Raw genomic sequence first — 15,865 nt, forward strand, 5'->3', positions numbered from 1 at the left:
AAAACACTTAGAACCGGAATGAAACGTCCCCGGTTTCGGAATCAACTCTATTCGTCGGTCTGCCGGGCGTAATCCGGAGCGACGTCAGTCCACGGGGATTTTCTGGCCGAGCGAAAGAAGCACCACGCAGGACGCGTTGTGCAGCATGTTTTCCAGATCGTCGTGCTCGAGCCGTGCCAGCAGGCGGAACGCCTTGACGCAGACCGGATTATATTTCGAGTCGGTCGCTTCCTCGAACATATCATTCAGCCATTGCCGCACCGGCTCGCTTCCGGGCTTGCGGGGCATGTTCCGGTAACGATCCATCATTCCGCCCATCAGCGGCAGCAAGCCGTGCTTGCCGCGCCAGACAGCTTCCTCGCGCCGGAATTCAGGCCGGTCGTGCACCTTGCCCAGCAAGTAATGCATCAGGCCGCAGAGGAACTGCTCCAGCCGCCGCATCTCAAGCTCATCGACATCGAGAACCGCATCGCACATGGAGCGGGCGAGATCCCGCACCCAGACATCGCGGTCAAGCGTGCCAGCTTGGGGGATTTTGTGTTCTGAGCGGCGTATTGGATCCATGATGCTGTTCTTACACTCTAAACTCTTTAAATTGCGATGAATCTCTTACCGATTTTTTCCGGATTTCACGAAAATCTCCCGCCGGCATGTCGCTGTCCAGCCGAATTCCAATACGAAGCCACTTCAAAATCGGGACATTCGCGCGCTTGAATGCTCAGGACGCCGGGCGTAGGCTTTGCGTCTCGTCTTTCCAGCCAGCCTTTCCGAGGAAATAATGAGCTTCATCGCTGACCGTCTCGGGCGCATCAAGCCGTCCCCCACCATCGCCATCAGCGCCAAGGCGCGTGAGCTGCAGGCCGCAGGCGGCGACGTCATCGGCCTCTCCGCCGGCGAGCCGGATTTCGACACCCCGGCCCACATCATCGAAGCCGCCATCGACGCCATGAAGCGCGGCGACACCCGCTACACGGACCCGGACGGCACGCCCGAGCTGAAGGACGCGATCTGCCGCAAGTTCAAACGCGACAACAATCTCGACTACAAGCGCAACCAGATCACCGTCGGCACCGGCGGCAAGCAGGTGCTTTACAATGCGCTGATGGCCACGCTCAACCCGGGCGACGAAGTCATCATTCCGGCGCCCTACTGGGTCTCCTATCCGGACATGGTGCTGCTTGCCGAAGGCGAGCCGGTCATTGTCCCCTGCCCGCAGGAGATGGATTTCAAGCTGCAGCCGGAAGATCTGGAAAAGGCGATCACGCCGAAGACCAAATGGATCATCCTGAACAGCCCGTCGAACCCGTCCGGCGCCGGATACACACGCGAAGACATGAAGAAGGTCACGGACGTGCTGATGAAGCACCCGCATGTCTATGTCATGACCGACGACATGTACGAGCGGCTGGTCTATGACGATTTCGAGTTCTGCACCCCGGCTGAAATCGAGCCTGGCCTGTATGACCGGACGCTGACCGTCAACGGCATGTCCAAGGCCTTCTGCATGACCGGCTGGCGTATCGGCTTCGCGGCCGGCCCGGTGGAGCTGATCACCGCGATCCGCAAGATCCAGTCCCAGTCGACCTCGAACCCGTCCTCGATCAGCCAGGCTGCCTCGATTGCCGCGCTCGACGGCCCGCAGGACTTCATCGCCGAGAACAACAAGGCCTTCCAGGCCCGCCGCGATCTCGTCGTCTCCATGCTGAACCAGGCCAGCGGCCTGAACTGCCCGACCCCGGACGGCGCCTTCTACGTCTATCCGTCCTGCGCCGGCGTCATCGGCAAGAAGACGCCCGACGGCAAGACCATCGAGAATGACGAGGATTTCTGCACCTATCTGCTGGAAGCGGAAGGCGTCGCGGCCGTGCATGGCGAGGCTTTCGGCCTCAGCCCGCATTTCCGGATCTCCTACGCGACCTCGGACAAGATCCTCGAAGACGCCTGCGAGCGCATCCAGCGGGCCTGCGCCGCGCTGCGCTGACGCACTTCAGAGACCTGAACGAAAAACACCGCCCGTAACTCTCCGGGCGGTGTTTTCTTTGCGTTACGCTCCCAGAAACGAAAGCATCTCCTTGGTGAATGCGTCCGGCTGCTCGAAGTTCGAGAAATGCGCCGCCTCCGGGATTTCGGCATAGCGAGAGCCCTTGATCAGACCGTGGATCTCGCGGGCATGTTCCGGCGTGGTTGCCGGATCGTCGGCGCCGACGATCACAAGGGTCGGCGTATCGATGCCGCCGATGGTCTCGCGCTGGTCCATCGCCTGAATGGCGCGGCAACAGCCGATGAAGCCCTGTGGCGGAGTGCCGAGGATCATCTCCCGGACCGTGTCGATATCCTGCTTCAGCCGCTGCTGGCTTGCCGGGGTGAACCAGCGCTCGATGGTGGCGTCGACAACGGCCGCCATCCCGCCCTTCTCTACCGTGCGAACCCGGCCGTCCCACATTTCCTGCGTCGGCATATGCGCACTGGTATCGGCGAGAATCAGTTTCTTCACCCGGCCCCGGTGCCGCACCCCGAGCATCTGGCCGACCATGCCGCCTTTGGAGAGTCCGCAGTAATCCGCCCGCTCGATACCGAGGCCGTCGAGCAGAGCGACTGCGTCTTCAGCCAGCGTCTCGATGGAATAGGCACCGTCCGGCGCGTCCGACTGGCCGTGGCCGCGACTGTCATAACGGATCACCCTGAAGCCGGCGGCGGTCAGGTCCGCGATCTGCGGGTCCCACATATGCAGGTTCGAGGCGAGCGAGTTGGACAGCAGCAGCGGCCGCCCGTCCTCCGGCCCGTCGATCCGGTAATGCAGCGTGATTCCGTTGGCACCGATATGCGGCATGATTATCTCCCCAATGTCCGAGCAGGTGCCCGGCTTGTCTGACATCCTGACATTAGCACTGCCGGATCATTATCCACCGCCCGGTTTCGCGGACCGGAAGCACCTTGGTGAGACAACCCAACGAAAATGGTTGCTTCTGTTGAAGCATCCCCCCCCAATAATTAATGATCGCGAGCGTCAGAAAACCAAAAATCCGCATTTTTACTATTATTTTATAAAAGAAGCCCAAGAATGCAGATCGCACTAGATGTCCAACTGAGCGGATACTCAGCACTCACGACGCTCACAGTCGGGTTTGCATTTCTAGTACTCTGGCGGAACACCCGGCTTAACAGTGTACTTTATTTCGGACTTTCCTTCAGTACGCTCGGCGCCGTAATTTTCTACATAACAGTCTGTAAATATTTAGATTTCTTCCCATACCGCGACATCCTAGGCGCCGGAGGCGGAATTGTTTCTTCCGTCTTCCTTCTTTCCGGATGTTTATCCCGATACCAGATCGCGACACCTTGGCGCCCAATCCTCGGGATCGCAGCTATTGCATGGATCAGCGTTCAGCTGATCAATAGTTACGCCAACGTGCTGGGCATCTCGTATGTACCGGGGTTGGTCGGGCTGGTCTCGTTCGGGTGTGGCACAATCATGCTCCTGAAGAGCAGGGGGCGCGGCGGGAAGGTTGTCGGGCTCCTGTTATTTGTCCGCAGCGCGCTGTTGATTCCGTGGCCATTTTTTTTCTACCCGAAATTCATCAATCTGATCCTGGCCCTGGATCAGATCATGATCTTTCTTATCGGGTTGTCGCTCTTGGTCATCGAACTGCTTCGGGCGCGAGCAGAACTCGCCGAAGCTAACCTGAGCCTCAGGGAACAGGCGCATGCACTTGAGATCGCAAACGAGAAACTCGGCGTAGAGCGCCAGCTGGCGGTCAGCGCAAGCAACGCGAAATCGGCCTTCCTCGCCAATATGAGCCATGAGCTCAGAACACCGCTGAACGCAATCATGGGGTTTTCAGAAATCATCGCCCAGAGTCCGGCCGAACAGATGGCTGAGCGCTACACCGGCTATGGCAAGGACATCCATCAAGCCGCCTGCGTGCTTCTGGATTTTGTCGATCAGGTCCTTGAGCTTTCACGCATCGAGGCCAACAGAATCGATTTCAATCCGGAAACACTGGATGTCGAGGTACTGGTCAGCACGGCGATCAATGCCGCGCGCCTGAAAGCCGGGTCGAGCCCGGCGGAGATTATCCGGTATTTCGAAGAGGGAACAGGTTCTGTCGAGGGTGACGAGAACCTGTTGAAACAGGCGCTGTCAGGAATTCTGATCCGCGCGCTGCGATTCACGGGAACCAGAGGCTCGGTCCATGTCAGCGCGGGCCCCAAGCCCGAGGATGCCGTCCACATCGAAGTGAAAGATAGCGGCCCACGGCTCTCGGACACCCAGGTTGCCGACGCTTTCAACCCGTTCAACATCACCAACGCCTCTGTAACCCAGGTGGGCGGCGGTATAGATCTCTCGCTGCCGCTGGCAAAACGCTTCGTGGAGGCGCACGGGGGAGAAATCTCGATCGACAACAAGATGGAGAACGGAACGATCGTCTCCATCAACCTCCCGAGGCGGCTGTTACTGCATTAATGTCGCCGTTTCCGGATTGCGGGCGCCGGGCAGCGGCCCTATCCTTGCCTTGTTTCGCCAGCGTGGCCAGACCATATCCCGCCGGGATTCAAGCAAACATCGGCGCCGAGAAATTCATGAGAATGACCCGCCTTGCGGCAATGACCATATCCGCTGCCGCAGTCCTTGCCGTGCTGTGCGCCGCCCCGGACTTTGCCCGCGCGGAATCTCCCGACAGCGCCTTCACCGTAACGGTTGAGAACGACCTCGTTAACGGCGCGGACCGCGATTACACCAACGGTGTGGCCCTGCAATGGACCGATACCCTGAACAGGGTGCCCTATGGCGTCCGTTACGCGGTGGCGCCTTTCATCGATCCGGGTGCAGATATCCGGGTGACCTACCAGCTTGGCCAGAACCTTTACACGCCGCAAGATATCGAGCGGAAGATCCCCGACCCGGCGGACCGGCCCTACGGGGCCTGGCTCTACGGCGCCGTCGGGGTGCTCGCGGATACCGGCAAAAGCGTGACCTCGCTGCAGCTCAGCCTCGGCGTTGTCGGCCCGGCCGCCCTCGGCGAGCCGGTACAGAGCTTCGTGCACAGCCTGGTCGACACCCGCGAGCCGCGGGGCTGGGACTCCCAGCTGAAGAACGAGCCGGCGCTGTTGCTGACGGCGGAACATAAATGGGCGGACCGTCTCCTCGGCGCCCCCTACGGCTACCAGATCGATGCCTCGCCCTATATCGGCGGTGCGCTCGGCAATGTCTTCACCCATGCCAACGCAGGCATGATGGTGCGCTTTGGCAAGGACCTGCCGTCCGGAGACTACGGGCCGCCCCGCATCCAGCCGAGCACGCCGGGCTCGGGTTATTTCGCGCCCAGTGACGATTTCGGCTGGTACTTGTTTGCCGGGATCGAGGGACGGATGGTCGGCCGCAATATCTTCCTCGACGGCAATACCTTTCAGGACAGCCCCTCGGTCGACAAGAAGCTGATGGTCGGTGATTTCACCTATGGAATCGTCTTCAATGTCGGCCGGGCCCGGGTCTCCCTGACCCAGGTTATCCGCACACCGGAATTCGGCAACGACGAGGACTTTTCCAGTTTCGGCTCCCTCGGCGTGACCTACAGCTTTTGAAGCAGATCAGCCTCCACCGTTTCCGCATTGCCACAATGCCCGGTCGGCCCTATTTTCCCGGCCAGCAACTTTGACGGTATTTGCCCTACATGACCGACCTCAGCCATATCCGTAACTTCGCGATCATCGCCCATATCGACCACGGCAAGTCCACGCTGGCCGATCGGCTCATTCAACTCTGCGGCGGCCTCGCCGACCGGGAGATGAAGGAGCAGGTGCTCGACAGCATGGATATCGAGCGCGAGCGCGGTATCACAATCAAGGCGCAGACCGTTCGGCTTTACTACACCGCCGACAATGGCGAGACCTATCAGATCAACCTGATGGACACGCCGGGCCATGTCGACTTCGCCTACGAGGTCAGCCGCTCTCTGGCCGCCTGCGAAGGCTCGATCCTCGTGGTCGACGCCAGTCAGGGTGTCGAGGCGCAGACTCTGGCCAACGTCTATCAGGCCATCGAGCAGGATCACGAGATCATCCCGGTCCTGAACAAGGTCGACCTGCCCGCCGCCGACGTGCCCCGGGTCAAGGAGCAGATCGAGGACGTGATCGGTATCGACACTTCGGACGCGATCGAGGTCTCGGCCAAGACCGGCCTGAACATCAAGGCCGTGCTGGAAGCCCTTGTACAGCGCCTGCCGGCCCCGACGGGCGACCGCGAGAAGCCGCTGCAGGCCATGCTGGTCGACAGCTGGTACGACAGCTATCTCGGCGTCATGGCACTGGTCCGGGTACGCCAGGGCGTGCTTAAGAAGGGCCAGAAGATCAAGCTGATGCAGACCGGTGCCACGCATCTGGTCGAGAAGGTCGGCGCCTTCACGCCAAAGCTGACCGAATTCAAGGAGCTTGGCCCGGGCGAGCTTGGCTTCATGAGCGCCTCGATCAAGACCGTGGCCGACTGCCAGGTCGGTGACACAATCACCGAGGAAAAGCGCCCCTGCGACACCCCGCTGCCGGGCTTCAAGCCCAGCATCCCGGTGGTGTTCTGCGGCCTGTTCCCGGTCGACGCGAACGATTATCCCGACCTGCGCGACAGCCTGGAAAAACTCCGCCTGAACGATGCCAGCTTCAGCTTCGAGGCGGAAAGCTCCGCCGCGCTCGGCTTCGGCTTCCGCTGCGGCTTCCTCGGCCTGCTGCATCTGGAGATCATCCAGGAGCGGCTGGAACGGGAATTCAACCTCGACCTGATCACCACCGCGCCGAGCGTGGTCTACCGGATCAACCTGACCAAGGGCGAGCAGATCGAGCTGCACAACCCGGCGGACATGCCGGACGTGATGCGGATCGAAAGCATCGAGGAGCCGTGGATCAAGGCGACGATCATGGTGCCTGACGAATATCTCGGCCCCGTCCTCGCGCTCTGCACCGAGCGGCGCGGCGAACAGATCGAGCTGACCTATGTCGGCAGCCGCGCCATGGCGGTCTACAAACTGCCGCTGAACGAGGTCGTGTTCGATTTCTACGACCGGCTGAAAAGCATCTCGCGCGGCTATGCCAGCTTCGACTATGCGCTGGAAAGCTACGAAGAAGGCGATCTGGTGAAGCTCAGCGTTCTGGTGAACCAGGAGCCTATGGACGCACTCTCCATGATCGTCCACCGCAACCAGGCCGAGTTCCGGGGCCGGGCCATGTGCGCCCGCCTGAAGGACCTGATCCCGCGCCAGCTCTTCAAGATCGCCATCCAGGCGGCGATCGGCGGCAAGGTCATCGCCCGCGAGACCGTCAGCGCCATGCGCAAGGACGTCACCGCGAAATGCTATGGCGGCGACATCAGCCGGAAGAAGAAGCTGCTGGAGAAGCAGAAGGAAGGCAAAAAGAAGATGCGTCAGTTCGGCAATGTCGACATCCCGCAGAGCGCCTTCATCGAAGCTCTCAAGATGGGCGATAACTAGGGCGGGTTTCGGGCCTACGCCTTTCGCTCTTCGCCTTCTGCCACCACTCAAAAACCGTCATCCCGTCGAAAGACGGGACCCAGGGGATGGCGGGTACAGCTCCATGATCGCCTAGGTCCCGGCTTTTCGGCCGGGATGACGACTGAGGGTGATCGGGTCTAGCTCAACCCAGCCCGGACCTCGTCCGGCGTAGCCAGCGTGCCGCCAGCCGCTTCGATTAACTTCGCCGCTTCCTCGACCAGTGCGGCATTCGTTATCTCCACCCCGAATGGCTGGTCCTCCAGCCCGACCCGGACATGGCCGCCGCGCTCCACCGCGGGAGCAATCAGCGGGCGGATGTCGACGGCGAGGCCGGCGACCATCCAGGGGGTGCCGGGCGCCTCTTCCTCGCGCAGCGTGTTGTAGGCCTCCAGCGCATAAAGCTCCGGCGGGAAGCTGAAGGTCAGGCGGTCGGAGAACATGTAGCGGTAGAGCGGTGTCGGGCAGCCGGGTGTCGCGCGGTGCAGGGCCGCGCCCTGGCGGATGAAGCCGGGCTCGTAGATGGCGTAGCTCGGGTGCAGGCCCTTTTCGCGGCAGAGTTCCAGACCGTAACGGACATGGCTTTCCGGGTTCAGATAGGTGAAGCCCTCGCGGCCTTCAGCAATCCAGGCATCGTGGGTGATGTTGGTACTACCGGGATCAACCACGGACCATTCGATCAGGCCGCGTTCGGCCAGTCCCTTCACATGGGCGAAGCGTTGCGCCGGGCTCATCGTGTCGGAGACGTTCGGCAGGCCCGCCATCGGCAGGGTGCCATAGATGATCACTTTCTCATCCACGTCGCGGACCCGTTCGATCACCTCGGCATAGGCCTCGGTGGTATCGACCTGCAAGCCGGTTTCGGTGTCATAGGGGTGAAAATGGATGATCGCCGCGCCTGCTTTCGCGCAGGCGATGCAGTCAGCGGCAATCTCTTCCGGCGAGACCGGAATGGCGGGTTGGTTTTTCCGGGTCCAGGGACCGTTGACGGCGGCTTCCAACCAGATCTTGCTCACGGCGTATCCTTTTTCGCTGTCCCGCGGCCGTCACGACCCGGCGGGCAACAGGCCAGCTTTCTTAACGGGGCAAAAGCTCCCAGGGCCGCATCTTCGCTGCCTTCTTGGAGGTCCGGGCCAACCGGTCAATCAGGGATTGCATCAGATAGCGGATGTAGGGGTCCATCTCATCGACCTTGGCCTCGATCAGTTTTCGGTCGACCACGGTCACCACCGTTTCCTCGAGACACTTGACCGTGGCCGTGCGCGCCGTATTCCCGATCAGCCCCATCTCCCCGAACATCTGATTGGCGGTGATGACGTCGAGCACTTTACGATCGCTGCCCGTGCCGATCGAAACCTCGACCGATCCGCTGCGCAGGATAAAAGCTTCCCGCGATTCGTCGCCCTCGACAAAGATCTTCTGCCCTTTGCTGTAGCGCCGTGTAGGCGGTTCTTTATATTGCATCGGTAAGCCCCCATTAATACGCAATGCCGTTAAATGCGTAGCGCTGATCGTCACATGAGCGCAATGACGTGTCCCACAGGGTGACAGAGAGAACCATGATTTCAACACGTCTTTTAGGCCGGTTACTGATCGGGGTCGCCGTTGCGGGACTGATTGCCGGGCTCATCGCCTGGCAGCTCGACAAAGATGTTGCCGCCACCTGGATCTGGGGCCTAGCAACCCTGCCTGTCGTCGTCAGCCTCGCGGCAAGCATAGTGCGCGACCTGATGGCCGGGCGCATGGGAGTAGACGCGGTCGCGCTGCTCTCCATGTCGGCTGCCCTCGCACTCGGCGAAACCCTGGCGGGCGTCGTCGTGGCGGTGATGTATGCCGGCGGAAACGTGCTTGAGGATTTCGCCGTCTCCCGTGCAGAGCGCAACCTGAAGAGCCTGACCGACAGGGCGCCACGCATCGCCCACCGCTATACCGATGGCACCCTGGAGGATATAGACGTCGAGCAGGTGGCGGAGCGCGACCGGCTGCTGGTCCGCACCGGTGAGATCATTCCGGTCGATGGCGTGATCATGCAAACCGGCGTCGAGTCGAACGTCGTAATTGACGAGGCTGCCCTGACGGGCGAGCCGATCCCCGTACAGCGCCATGCCGGTGAGCCGGTGCGCAGCGGTGCCATTAATGCAGGCGTGCCCTTTACGTTGCAGGCCACCGCCACGGCCAGTGAGAGTACCTATGCCGGAATCGTTGCCATGGTCGCGGCGGCGCAAACCGCGCAAGCGCCCTTCATCCGTCTCGCCGACAGGTTTGCCCTCCTGCTGCTGCCACTGGCCGTGGTGGTTGCAGGCGGCGCCTGGATTCTTTCCGGCGACCCTGTGCGCGGTCTTGCCGTTCTGGTGGTGGCCACGCCCTGCCCGTTGATCCTGGCCGCTCCGGTCGCTTTCATCTCCGGCGTCTCGCAAGCTGCCAGACGCGGCGTGCTGGTCAAGGGCGGTGCCGCGCTGGAGGCCATGGCCCGGGCATACACGATCCTGTTCGACAAGACCGGAACGCTCACCATCGGCGGCGCCCGGTTGGTCGCGGTGGAAACCGCACCAGGCGCGGACCCGAACGAGGTGCTGCGCCTCGCCGCCTGTCTCGAACAGGCTTCCCATCATGTCATCGCCCAGGCCATCGTCACTGCCGCCGAAAGCCGCGGCCTGACGTTGGTGCCCCCAACGGATGTCCGGGAAGACCTTGGCGCAGGCCTTGCCGGCACTGTCGAAGGCAGACGGATAGCCGCCGGAAGCCTCACTATGACCACCGGCGGTAATCAGCGTGCAAACTGGGTGGACCGGGCCCGGCGCCGTGCCTCCTGGCGCTCGGCCCTGTCCGTGTTCGTGACCATCGACGGTGAGCTAGTCGGCGCATTGCTGCTGGGTGACTCGCTCCGCCGGGAAGCGCCTCGCGCCATCCGCGCCCTGCGCGAGGCCGGGATCGGCCGCATCGTCATGGTGACCGGAGACCATGCCGATGCAGCGGAGACCATCGGCGCCGCACTCGACCTCGACGCTGTGCTGGCAAACCGAGTGCCCGCCGACAAGGTTGATGCGGTCAATTTTGAGAAAAAGCGCCATCCGACCCTGATGGTCGGCGACGGCATCAATGATGCGCCGGCCCTTGCCGCCGCCGATATCGGCATCGCCATGGGCGCGCGCGGCGCCACAGCCAGCTCGGAAGCCGCCGACGCCGTGGTGCTGGTCGACCGGCTCGACCGTGTTGCGGATGCGATTGCCATTGCCAAACGCTCGCGGCGTATCGCCATCGAAAGCATCATCGCGGGCATGGCGCTGTCGCTGATCGCCATGGGTTTCGCCGCCGCCGGCCACCTGACCCCGGTCGCGGGCGCTATTCTGCAGGAAGGGATCGATGTCGCCGTGATCCTGAATGCGCTTCGTGCACTGGTTCCTCCAGGCCTCGGTATACGGTCGAGCCTGCCAGAGGAAGCGGCCCGGTTGTTGCGCAAGGAGCACGAGGAAGTCGAAAGCTGGCTCGACCAGCTGCGCGCCCACGCGGATGCCTTGGACGACGCACAGGGCATCGAAGCGGTGGCCCATATCGCCGACGCCAACCGCATTATCAATGATGAGATCGTGCCGCACGAGCGAGAAGACGAAGACACCGTCTACCCACAGCTCGTTCCTCATCTGGGCAACGCGCATGGACTGGCGGCGATGAGCCGGGCCCACCGGGAAATCCAGCATCTCGGCCGCCTGCTCGACCGGCTGGTGACCGGCATCGGCGAGGAGGAAGCAGACCGCTACCTGATCCGGGACGCCCAGCGGATCATTGAATCCGTCGACGCCCTGGTTCGCATTCACAATGCGCAGGAAGAGGATATCTTCGATTTCGCAGCAGGATGAACGGCACCTTGCTGGCCTGGACTACAGGGATAGCTCCTCGATCGGCGCCGGACGGGCAAAAAGATATCCCTGCAGATAGTCCGCGCCCGCTTCGCGCAGGACCTTGGCTTCGCTCTCGGTTTCAATACCTTCTGCGATGACAGCGATATTGTGCTCTCGGGATATCGAGATCAAATGTCCGACAATCGACTGCTTCAGCGGATCCCGATCTATGTCCCGCACCAGATCCATGTCGATTTTGACGAAGTCCGGCCGTACTTCATGCAGCAGATTGAGACCGGACCAGCCTGACCCGATATCGTCCAGAGCAACCTTGAAGCCAGCCTGCCGGTAGAAGGCGAGAATGCCTTTCAGGTGATCCTTATCCTGAATACGGTGCGTCTCCGTCAGCTCAAATGTGATATCTCCGGGCTTCAGCCCAAGGTCGGATATCGTCGATGCCGTGGTTCTGAGACAATAGGCCGGATCGTAGATGCTCGATGGGTTAAAATTCACGAACAACTGGCCCTTGAACCCACTCTTGGCCGCACGCGAAACGGCGCTCGCACGTGCCGCAATATCAAGCGAGAACAACAGCCCCGCATGTTCGGCGAGCTGGAAAACATAACCCGGCGGGATATTGTTGCCGCTCGCGTCACGCATGCGGAACAGCCCTTCGAGGGCAAATGGCGGCGCATCCGCTTGCGCGTCGGCATGAACAATAGGCTGGTACCAGGTGTCGTAACTCTCGGCTTCAAGCGCCTCCACGAGCCAGGCTCCCTTGACCCGGTTGACGAACACGTCTGCCGGCATCACACGGCCTATTTCCAGAGGTGTCGGTGCTTCGCCAGCCGTCGTCAGAACCCGCGTTTCCTGCAGTTCCTTCTTGTTCAGTTCCCCGAAGATTGCCGTCAACACGCCATCCATCCGTGAGCCCGGCACTGTTATCTCGATGCAGTTCGCCTCTACGCTGTTTGGCTCAATCTCCTTGCGGCGCAACATAACGAGCAGGCGGTCGCGCGCATCTGACGTCGGCAACAGAAACCAACACCTGGTCCGGTCAAAAACAATCTCGTCGACATGTTCGCATTCTACACAGCGCATGATCAGGCTCCGAAGTTTATGACCTCTTACGTTCGCGTCCGGGCTGCCGGATCAAAGGAAATTCCAGAGCATTACGGCTGCTTGACCACACCCCGCAAGCGGTCCGGAAGGTGAGCAACTGCAAATCCGCCCCACCCCACCGGCAACACAAACTGGCCCCTATTAATTTAAAGTTCATTAATTTCAGATAGTTCGTTAAAAGCATCCTGAGTCGCGCAAGCCACGCATGCAATGTTGCGTTGCACAATTCCATTGAGACAATCGTGCGATTCTGTAATAAGTGCGGCAGATGATGCTCTCTCCTGCGTGCCCGGAGAAACCGCCCGGGGACGGAAGAGTGAGCGTCGGACTCCCCGAAACCAAAGCTAACGAATGAGACGCGCTCCCATGTTGCCAGCGATGAAATCGCTTATGTCTTCCATGACAGGAAAAAACGACGGGGACAAAAAGCTGACCCCGCTCCAGTTCAAGGCTGATGTCCTGGCAGGCCTGACCGTTGCCCTCGCACTGGTGCCGGAAGCCGTCGCTTTCGCCTTCGTCGCGCATGTGCATCCGCTGGTCGGTCTTTACGCGGCCTTCATCGTCGGTCTCATCACCGCCCTTATCGGCGGCCGCCCGGGCATGATTTCCGGCGCCACAGGCGCGCTGGCGGTCGTCATGGTCGATCTGGTGATCCGGCATGGCGTCGAATATCTGTTCGCCACCGTCGTGCTGATGGGATTGCTGCAGATGATCGCCGGCGTCATGCGCTGGGGCAAATTCATCCGCATGGTACCGCATCCGGTCATGCTCGGTTTCGTCAACGGCCTCGCGATCGTCATTTTCCTGGCCCAGCTTGGCCAGTTCAAGATGAAGACACCGGACGGCGGCATGGAGTGGATGACCGGCGAGCCGCTCTATCTCATGCTCGGCTTTACCGCGCTCACCATGGCGCTGATTTACGTGGTGCCGCGCATTACCAAATTCATTCCGGCACCGCTTGCCGCTGTCGGCATCGTCTCGCTGATTGTCATCGGTTTCAATCTGGACCTGCCGCGGGTCGGCGATCTGGCGAGCATCAAGGGCGGCCTGCCGGCCTTCCATATCCCGATGGTGCCGCTGTCGCTCGAGATGCTGCAGATCATTCTGCCCTATTCCCTGATCCTCGCCGCCATCGGCCTGATCGAGAGCCTGCTGACCCTGAACGTCGTCGCCGACATGACAGAGACCAAGGGCGGCGCCTCCAAGGAATGTCTGGCCCAGGGCATCGCGAACACGGTGACTGGGTTCTTCGGCGGCATGGGCGGCTGCGCCATGATCGGGCAAAGCGTGATCAACGTGAAATCCGGTGGCCGCACCCGGATCTCCGGCATCTCGGCCGCTTTGTTCCTGCTCAGCTTCATCCTGTTCGCCTCCGGCCTGATCGAGCAGATCCCGCTGGCGGCCCTGGTCGGTGTGATGTTCATGGTGGTGATCGGCACCTTCGCCTGGAAGAGCCTCATGATCATGCGCCGCATCCCGCGCAAGGACGCACTGCTGATCGTGCTCGTCACCGCCGTCACCGTGATGACGGACCTCGCGGTCGCGGTGATCGTCGGCGTGATCCTGTCAGCTTTGTTCTATGCCTGGAACGCGGCCACCCGGATGCATGCCGTCTCGGGCATCGATGTCTCCGGAGCCAAGATCTACAGCCTGGAAGGACCGCTTTTCTTCGGCTCGACGGAAAGCTTCCTCTCCCAGTTCACGCCAAAGGAAGATCCCGACCGCGTGGTGATCGACTTCATGAATTCCCGCGTCGTCGACCATTCCGGCCTGCAGGCCATCGAAAGCCTCGCCACGCGCTATGACGAGCTCGGCAAGCGGCTGCAGCTCCGGCATCTGAGCCGCGACTGCAAGATCCTTCTCGGCAAGGCCGGTCAGCTCGTGGAAGAGCGCGACGATGAAGATCCGACTTACGGCGTTGCGACCGACTATGACCTCAAGACCGGACAGGTCGGCACCGGGCACTAGGCCCGGCTAGCCAACCTTCCGTCAGACAACGGCGGCCAGGACCGGCGATCCCGGTCGGCCAACGATGGCCTCGACAGCAAGACCGACCGACAGAGCATGCGCATCCATGCCGTGACGGCAAAGGATCTGCAGGCCCACCGGCAGGCCCGAGCCGTACTGGTGCACCGGCAGGGAAATCCCGCAAAGGTTCCAGAGATTGCCCGGCTGCGTGTTGCGGGACGCCGCCATCGAACGCGCGGCACCTTCCGGCGCCTGCAGATCGGCAAGCGGCATCGCGACCATTGGCGTTGCCGGCATGACAATCCCGTCGAGATTGCGCAAAGCCTTGTCAGCAAGCGGTTTCAACGCCGCGTGTCGGCGACAGGCCAGGGCATAATCGACCGCTGAAACATCCAGCCCGATAGCGGCACGCATTGCCGTCACACTGTCCATCCCGTCCCGCCCGGCGGTGAACCGGTCAATGCCGAGGCTTGCAAGCACTTCCGGGCCGACAATGGTCGGGAAAACCGTCTCCCGCTCACGCGGGTCCGGCAGATCTTCCGCTGTCAGCTCGACCAGTTCCACGCCCGCCTCGCGGAGCGCCGCAAGGGCCTTCTCCACGCAACCGGCGACCGCATCGTCAAGATCCTCAAAGAAGAAGTCCCGCGGCACCCCGAGGCGCAACGCACTTGCCGCCGCTGGCTGCGGCATCGGTATGGCGGAGGTCGCGCCATGGACAAGTGCCGCATCCGCCGCAGTTCGGCAAAGCGGCCCGAGACTGTCGAGCGTCGGCGAAAGCGGAAACACCCCGTCGGTCGGGATCAGGCCGACACTGGTCTTCAGGCCGAACAGACCGCAGAGCGCCGCCGGAATGCGGATCGAGCCGCCGGTGTCCGAGCCGAGCGCAAAGGCACACATTCCGGCCGCCGTCGCGGCCGCTGAACCGCTGGAAGAGCCGCCGGGAAAGCGGTGTGTATCGAGATCCCACGGGTTCCAGGGTGTGCCGCGCGCTTCGTTGACACCGGTCGCACCGAGGGCGAATTCCACGGTCTTGGTCTTGCCAAGGACCACGGCACCGCCGCGCTTCAGGGACTTCACGTAGCTGCCCTCGGGGCCGGTGATGTCCGCAGACTCGATCAGGGAGCCGTTCGTGGTCGGCATGCCCTCGACGGCATAGATGTCCTTCACCGCCATCGGCACCCCCATCAGCGGGCCCAGATCGGTACCCGCACGCAACAGGCCATCCATCGCCTGGGCGGTGCGCAAGGCGCTTTCGGCGGCCACATGCTGGAAGGCGCCGATTTTGCTATCAAGCGCATCGATCCGCTCAAGACAGGCCAGCGTAGCGGCCTCGCTGCTGGTCCGGCCGGCACGGAGATCCTCCGCAAACCCGACTATGCCGCCCTTTTCGAACGGATCTTCTGGTAATTTCGCCACAGCATCGACCCCCATCTGCCTCGTTTG

12 protein-coding genes are annotated in these 15,865 nt (G+C 61.7%); 6 read left to right on the forward strand and 6 right to left on the reverse strand.

The features are described from left to right. Window positions 1-84: 84 nt before the first annotated feature. Window positions 85-564, reverse strand: coding sequence for a hypothetical protein (locus VOI22_RS11770; protein ID WP_323796674.1), 480 nt, complete (start codon window positions 562-564; stop codon window positions 85-87). Window positions 565-778: 214 nt separating this feature from the next. Here VOI22_RS11770 and VOI22_RS11775 point away from each other — a divergent pair, with 214 nt between their 5' ends. Next, window positions 779-1,981, forward strand: coding sequence for a pyridoxal phosphate-dependent aminotransferase (locus VOI22_RS11775; RefSeq protein ID WP_323796675.1), 1,203 nt, complete (start codon window positions 779-781; stop codon window positions 1,979-1,981). 63 nt (window positions 1,982-2,044) lie between these two features. Here VOI22_RS11775 and pcaD read toward each other — a convergent pair whose 3' ends face one another. After that, window positions 2,045-2,830, reverse strand: coding sequence for a 3-oxoadipate enol-lactonase (pcaD, locus tag VOI22_RS11780; RefSeq protein ID WP_323796676.1), 786 nt, complete (start codon window positions 2,828-2,830; stop codon window positions 2,045-2,047). A gap of 231 nt (window positions 2,831-3,061) precedes the next feature. Here pcaD and VOI22_RS11785 point away from each other — a divergent pair, with 231 nt between their 5' ends. The 3 genes from VOI22_RS11785 (at window position 3,062) to lepA (ending at window position 7,475) form a co-directional block, all read left to right on the forward strand. Further along, window positions 3,062-4,465, forward strand: coding sequence for a HAMP domain-containing sensor histidine kinase (locus VOI22_RS11785; RefSeq protein ID WP_323796677.1), 1,404 nt, complete (start codon window positions 3,062-3,064; stop codon window positions 4,463-4,465). Between the two features lie 116 nt (window positions 4,466-4,581). After that, window positions 4,582-5,583: a lipid A deacylase LpxR family protein gene (locus tag VOI22_RS11790; protein ID WP_323796678.1), complete on the forward strand. Its 1,002-nt coding sequence runs from the start codon at window positions 4,582-4,584 to the stop codon at window positions 5,581-5,583. An 89-nt stretch (window positions 5,584-5,672) separates the two neighbouring features. Next, window positions 5,673-7,475 carry a translation elongation factor 4 gene (gene lepA / locus VOI22_RS11795; protein WP_323796679.1) on the forward strand — a complete coding sequence of 601 codons (1,803 nt, stop codon included), beginning with the start codon at window positions 5,673-5,675 and terminating at the stop codon, window positions 7,473-7,475. A gap of 158 nt (window positions 7,476-7,633) precedes the next feature. On the opposite strand, the gene VOI22_RS11800 is transcribed toward lepA, so the two are convergent. After that, window positions 7,634-8,509 carry a 3-keto-5-aminohexanoate cleavage protein gene (locus VOI22_RS11800; RefSeq protein ID WP_323796680.1) on the reverse strand — a complete coding sequence of 292 codons (876 nt, stop codon included), beginning with the start codon at window positions 8,507-8,509 and terminating at the stop codon, window positions 7,634-7,636. 61 nt (window positions 8,510-8,570) lie between these two features. Then, complete coding sequence (locus VOI22_RS11805) at window positions 8,571-8,957, reverse strand: cyclic nucleotide-binding domain-containing protein (RefSeq protein WP_323796681.1); 387 nt, start codon at window positions 8,955-8,957, stop codon at window positions 8,571-8,573. Between the two features lie 95 nt (window positions 8,958-9,052). Between VOI22_RS11805 and VOI22_RS11810 the strand changes: the two genes are divergently transcribed. Continuing rightward, complete coding sequence (locus tag VOI22_RS11810; protein WP_323796682.1) at window positions 9,053-11,350, forward strand: heavy metal translocating P-type ATPase; 2,298 nt, start codon at window positions 9,053-9,055, stop codon at window positions 11,348-11,350. Between the two features lie 21 nt (window positions 11,351-11,371). Here VOI22_RS11810 and VOI22_RS11815 read toward each other — a convergent pair whose 3' ends face one another. After that, window positions 11,372-12,433 (reverse strand): EAL domain-containing protein, encoded by a 1,062-nt coding sequence (locus VOI22_RS11815; protein ID WP_323796683.1) that lies wholly within the window; start codon window positions 12,431-12,433, stop codon window positions 11,372-11,374. Window positions 12,434-12,844: 411 nt separating this feature from the next. On the opposite strand from VOI22_RS11815, the gene VOI22_RS11820 reads away from it, so the two are divergent. After that, window positions 12,845-14,422 carry a SulP family inorganic anion transporter gene (locus VOI22_RS11820; protein ID WP_051285384.1) on the forward strand — a complete coding sequence of 526 codons (1,578 nt, stop codon included), beginning with the start codon at window positions 12,845-12,847 and terminating at the stop codon, window positions 14,420-14,422. 21 nt (window positions 14,423-14,443) lie between these two features. On the opposite strand, the gene VOI22_RS11825 is transcribed toward VOI22_RS11820, so the two are convergent. Then, window positions 14,444-15,853, reverse strand: coding sequence for an amidase (locus VOI22_RS11825; RefSeq protein ID WP_323796684.1), 1,410 nt, complete (start codon window positions 15,851-15,853; stop codon window positions 14,444-14,446). Between the last annotated feature and the right edge of the window lie 12 nt (window positions 15,854-15,865).

This window comes from Nisaea sp., from assembly GCF_034670185.1.
In the GTDB taxonomy this organism is placed as follows: Bacteria; Pseudomonadota; Alphaproteobacteria; order Thalassobaculales; family Thalassobaculaceae; genus Nisaea.